We start from the raw sequence: 5,225 nt of genomic DNA, 5'->3' as shown, positions 1-5,225 counted from the left end.
GCGCTCTGCTCGGCCTTCACCAAACGATATGCCGCTAAAGGACTTGCCTACACGGGTGAGATCACACTCTCCGGAGAGGTGCTGCCGGTCGGCGGATTGAATGCCAAGCTGATTTCGGCGGTGCGCGCGGGAATCAAGACGGTCGTGGTACCGCGTGCCAATCGCCCCGATATCGAGGAATTGCCGAAAGAATTAACTGACAAGCTGCACATCACCTACGTCAAGAACGCCTCCGAAGTATTAAAGCTTGCCTTCCCTCACTGATTTCGATAGCTTCTTGCACCGGTAGAAAATTTAACGAGTGAGAAAATGGACCTGAAACAGGTGACATTGGAGAGGACTGCCTACTTGCCGGATCAACTGATCCTGAACGGCGCGCTGCAGGTGGCGTTTGCTGGGCGCTCAAACGTCGGCAAGTCGTCCTTGCTGAATAAGCTGTTCAATCGCAGGGCGCTCGCCAAGGTCTCCCAGACACCGGGCAAGACCCAGTCGATCAACTACTATCGTGTTGGGGAGAAGCTCTGTTTCGTCGATCTGCCGGGTTATGGTTACGCTCGCGCGCCGAAAGCCGAACGCGACCGCTGGAAGAAATTGATGGATGTGTTCTTCGCCCAGAACCAGGTGCTGCGCGGTCTGGTACACCTGATCGATATCCGCCACGAGCCGACCGACCTTGATGTCGAATTACACGAGTGGACCTTGCCTTTGGTGCGAAACCACTTGTACGTTCTGACCAAGTCCGACAAGGTCAAGCAGAATCAGAAGGCGAAAGCGATTGCGGACGTGGCGGCGCAGTTGGAAATTAGACGCAATCAGATTGTGAGCTTTTCGGCTGAGACCGGAGAAGGCAAACACTTGATTCTGAATTGGGTGGCGGAAGTCGCCGCCTGACGACGTGGAGTTGAGGCAGGCTCGGCCTGTGGAAAGTCCGAGCCTTTGACATAGAGCATGGGAGAGTCGAAGATGTCGAATCGTGTTGTGCTGGGTTTGCAGTGGGGAGATGAGGGTAAGGGCAAGGTTGTCGATCTGTTGTCGCGCGATTTTGATATTGTCGCGCGCTGCCAGGGTGGCGCCAATGCCGGACATACCGTCAAGGTTGACGGCCACCAGTTCATCCTGCATCTCATTCCTTCGGGCATTCTGCATCCGGGCAAAACCTGTCTGATCGGCAATGGCGTGGTGCTCGATCTGTTCCAGTTGTTCGCCGAGATGCGCGATTTGGAAGCGCAAGGTATCAGCGTCAAAGGCCGTATCCTGGTGTCGGGGCGGGCGCATCTGGTTATGCCGTATCACAAAATCATCGACGCCGTGCAGGAGGAAGCCCGCGGCGATGCGCTGCTGGGCACCACTAAGCGCGGTATTGGGCCGGCCTATCTCGATAAGATCGGCCGCTGCGGCATCCAGTTTGCCGATATCTTCGACGACCACGTGCTGCGCTGCAAGATCAAGGAGAACTTCGAACTCAAGAAGCACATCTTTGATCGCCTCCCCGGCGACCAACGGCCGAATGTCGACCTGACCTTCGAGACGCTGGTCTCCAAACGTAACGAAGCCCGCGAATTGGTCTGCGATGTCGCCGAATATCTCGATACCGCCTGCCGCGCCGGCAAGCGGATCCTGTTCGAGGGCGCGCAAGGCACCCTGCTGGACGTCGACTTCGGAACCTATCCGTATATCACGTCATCAAACACGACGATCGGTGGTGTCCTGACCGGCCTGGGTATCGGTTTTAAGCATCTGGGAACAGTGACGGGCATCGTCAAAGCCTATCAGACGCGCGTCGGCGCCGGACCGTTTCCGACCGAACTCAAGGAAGACATCGGTAATCGCCTGCGGGAGCGCGGACACGAGTACGGTTCGACCACCGGCCGCCCGCGCCGCTGCGGCTGGCTCGACCTGGTCTCCTTGAAATATGCCGTCCGCATCAACGGCGTTGACGATATCGCCCTGATGAAGATGGATGTGATGGACGGCCTACCGGAGGTCAAGGTCTGTGTTGGCTATCGTTTCGGCGGGCAGGTCATCAATCTGCCGCCACAGTCGAACTACCAGTTCCAGCACGTCGAACCGGTCTTTGAGACCCTTCCGGGCTGGCAAAAGCCGGTCTGTCACGCCAAGTCGCTGTCTGATTTGGATGCTAATGCCCGCCGCTACCTGGACCGTATCCAAGAATATCTCGGCGTGAAGATCAGTATCCTCTCAACCGGACCGGGACGCGAGGAAACGGTCTTCAGTTAGCGCGCCGGCGATTTTGACCTCGCGGTAGAATTCAGCAAAACGACGATTTCGATCCGCCGGGCTGCGTTATATTATCCCCATGCCCGAGCTTCGCTATCTGCGCGCCGGCCGACGCGCCCTGCCTCTCCTCCAGGATATCCTCGAAGCCGCGCTCAACGGCCAATCCGCCGAAGTGCAGGCAATGTTACACGATGACTTCGCCGAGCTTCTGAACGCCGAGGACAATCCCGGTGTCAGCTACATTGTCGGCTTTGAGGACCACGTTCCGATTGGCTACGTCAAGTGCATCCACTCCGAACTGATCCTCGAACTCGTCGGTCCATTCCTCTACGTCGACTATGCCACGGTCGATTACTCCAGCCACTTGATCAGAAAGGCCAAAACCTACATGGAGTCACAGGAATCGCGGCTGGTCTTTGCGCTGATTCCGGAGAGCTTGGTCCCGGTAGGCAACAGCTATCCGGTCGCCGGCTTCGACGAGGTCTCGGATCAGCCCGAATTAATCAAGCGCTGGCGCGACGGTCTGCTGGCGGATCGGCTTACCGCAGCTGGATCAATCCTGTACGCCCAACTGATCGATTCCGACTTGGCGTAACGGCTCCCCTTTCCCCCGACCCTCTCGATGTTCTGAGCCTTCTAAGCTGTTTTTGGCACAACAGTTAAGTCCAACTTTGCCGATAAGATGATGATAAGAGGCATGAGAAGTGCCTCTGATGTCCAGACCATGAGATTATCTCGTCTTGCGAGCCTCTTTCGTAAATCCGACAGCGGGGTGAATCAGCCGGGCGGTCAGAATCCGCCGAACTGGCTGCTGCAATTCTATCTGGTAGCCGCGTTGTCGCTCTTTGCCGCGACCGTGACGGTCTTCGTCAGCAGCAAGCTGCGCGATTATCGCGAAGCCGAGGCCAGGATCAACGAACTTTGGTCGCGCTGGAGCGACTGCAATTCAAGAGCATCGCAAGCGTCGCTGCCGGTGCTGGCGATTCCTGAGTCCAAGTACTTCGGGCAGGAGCCGCAGCCGCAGGCTGACTCTCTGGCCCACGCGATCGCGGATTTCGAACAAGCTCTGATCGATCTGAGTACGGCGTCGGCGCAAGCGGCGGCTTCCGATCAAGGATTGGGATTCCATCAAGCCACCAGCCGTATTATTCGCAACGGCTATGACCTGATCAATGCCGCGCGCTCGGCTGCCGATGTCGGCAAATCTTCCGAGGCCGCGCAAGCCAAGGCTGCCATGGCGGTCTTGCAGCAGGCACGTGTATCCTATCAAGCCGCTCGCATTCAATATCGCGCCGATCAGGTCAAAGCGCAGCGAACGCAAATTCGAAAGATCACCGAAAAGGTCGAGTCGCTGCAGGGATTCTTGCTGGCTGTCCAGGCGGGAATCATCGCCTTGATCGCCGTCATCGTCCTGCTCAGCCACCGGCTGTACCGCCGGCTGCGATTCACGGAACGCCAGCGCGAGCAGGCGCACGAGGAATTGGCGGAAAGTGAACTGCGACTGCGGACCTTGATCGGCAATATCCCCGGCGCCGTCTTCCGCCTCCGAATTGCCCCCAATTGGCCGCTGGAATTTATCAGCGACGAGATCGAGCAATTAACCGGCTATCCCGCCGCCGAACTGATCGAAAACCGCGTCCGCCTTTCCGGAAGCCTGATCCACCCCGAGGACCGCCCCCAGGCAGTCGCCGTCCTGACTGCCGCCGTCGCGGACCAGACAAATTATATCGTTGAGTACCGCCTGCTGCAGCGCAACGGCCGCACGATCTGGGTTCAGGAGCGCGGGCAAGTCGTGTGCGATGCCGCCGGAAATGCCGCGCGTATCGACGGTGTGCTGGTCGATATCAGTGCCCGCAAGGCCGATGAAGCTAAACTGCAAGCGGCCGCCGAAGATGTCGCCGCATTGCTGAATGCCGGGCCGGGACCGTCGCTGCTAATCGGCTCCGATCGGCGGATCGAAGCTGCCAATCAGCAATTGGCCGAGCTGATCGGGCGCCCGCTCGATAATATCATTGGCCGTAGTTGGGCGGAAATCAGCCCGCTCGCACCGGCCTGGGAACTCCAAGAACAGATCCGCGCCGCTATCGCCGGCGCCACCGCCATCGAACTAAGACAATCCTCCGCGGGCCGCCATTACCGCATCTTCGTGCGCCCGGCTCTCCAGCCCGGCGGACCGAGCGGTCGTGTGGCCATTTCGGTGCTCGATGTCACCGAGCAACAGCAATTAGCCGACCAACTCGCCGAGACCAGCGAGCGCTATCGCGAACTGGTCAACAGCCAGGAAGAAGGAATCTGCCTGTCCGATCTTGATGGTCGATTCCTGGTCGTGAATCCGGCCGCTGAACGCATCTTTGGTGTGGATCCCGGAGCCTTGCTCAACCGCCGCTCCGATGAATTCATGGATGCCGCGGAGTTGGCGCGGGCACGACGCGAACGCGACGACGGCTTGAAGTCCGGCCGGACAAACTACGAGACCTGGATCAATCAGCCCAGCGGCGAACGGCGCTGGGTCTCAGTATCGGTGGCGCCACGCTATGATCGCGACCGCCGTCTAATCGGCCATTTCGGAGTCTTTCGCGATATCACTAATCTCCGCACAACGCAGGCGGCATTACACGAGAGCGAACTCCGGTTCAAAGAAGTCTTTGAGTCGATCAGTGTCGGTATGTTGCTGGCGGACCAGACCGGCCGCGTTATCGACTGCAATCCCGCGATCTGCCGCATGCTGGGCTATCTACCTGACGACCTGCGACATGCGGAAATAGCTGATCTGATCTTCGCTTCCGATTTTGACAGAGCGCGCTCCGCGATGACACCGCTGGCGAACAGCCGCGCCCAGCGGCCGCTGGAACTTGAACTGCGGATGCGCCGCAAAGACGGTTCGATCGTCTGGACCGAGACTACGGCGGTCGCACATGATAGCAGCGACGGCACGCCGCAATATTACATCGGCCTGGTTCAGGACATCACCGGCCGCAAACAGGCCG

At 58.8% G+C, this 5,225-nt stretch carries 5 protein-coding genes; all 5 read left to right on the top strand.

Going from position 1 to position 5,225, the window contains the following annotated elements; translation table 11 throughout:
* A partial coding sequence (locus IT585_11785) for an endopeptidase La (protein MCC6963924.1) occupies positions 1 to 264 on the top strand: 264 nt, incomplete at its 5' end.
* 45 nt (positions 265 to 309) lie between these two features.
* Positions 310 to 891, top strand: a complete 582-nt coding sequence (locus IT585_11780) for a YihA family ribosome biogenesis GTP-binding protein (protein MCC6963923.1) — start codon at positions 310 to 312, stop codon at positions 889 to 891.
* 72 nt (positions 892 to 963) lie between these two features.
* On the top strand, positions 964 to 2,238 hold the full coding sequence (locus tag IT585_11775; protein MCC6963922.1) for an adenylosuccinate synthase: 1,275 nt from the start codon (positions 964 to 966) through the stop codon (positions 2,236 to 2,238).
* Between the two features lie 79 nt (positions 2,239 to 2,317).
* Positions 2,318 to 2,833 carry a hypothetical protein gene (locus IT585_11770; protein MCC6963921.1) on the top strand — a complete coding sequence of 172 codons (516 nt, stop codon included), beginning with the start codon at positions 2,318 to 2,320 and terminating at the stop codon, positions 2,831 to 2,833.
* A gap of 129 nt (positions 2,834 to 2,962) precedes the next feature.
* The coding region (locus tag IT585_11765; protein ID MCC6963920.1) for a PAS domain S-box protein at positions 2,963 to 5,225 on the top strand (2,263 nt) is incomplete at its 3' end.

The organism is Candidatus Zixiibacteriota bacterium (assembly GCA_020853795.1).
Lineage (GTDB): Bacteria > Zixibacteria > MSB-5A5 > CAIYYT01 > CAIYYT01 > JADJGC01.
The sequence above is the reverse complement of the archived record's forward strand: the minus strand, read 5'-3'. Positions and strand labels throughout refer to the sequence as shown.

Excerpts from the sequence above, each read along its gene's own strand:
- IT585_11780 (MCC6963923.1), top strand. The coding sequence starts at position 310 with ATGGACCTGAAACAGGTGACATTGGAGAGGACTGCCTACTTGCCGGAT.
- IT585_11770 (MCC6963921.1), top strand. The coding sequence starts at position 2,318 with ATGCCCGAGCTTCGCTATCTGCGCGCCGGCCGACGCGCCCTGCCTCTC.
- IT585_11775 (MCC6963922.1), top strand. The coding sequence starts at position 964 with ATGTCGAATCGTGTTGTGCTGGGTTTGCAGTGGGGAGATGAGGGTAAG.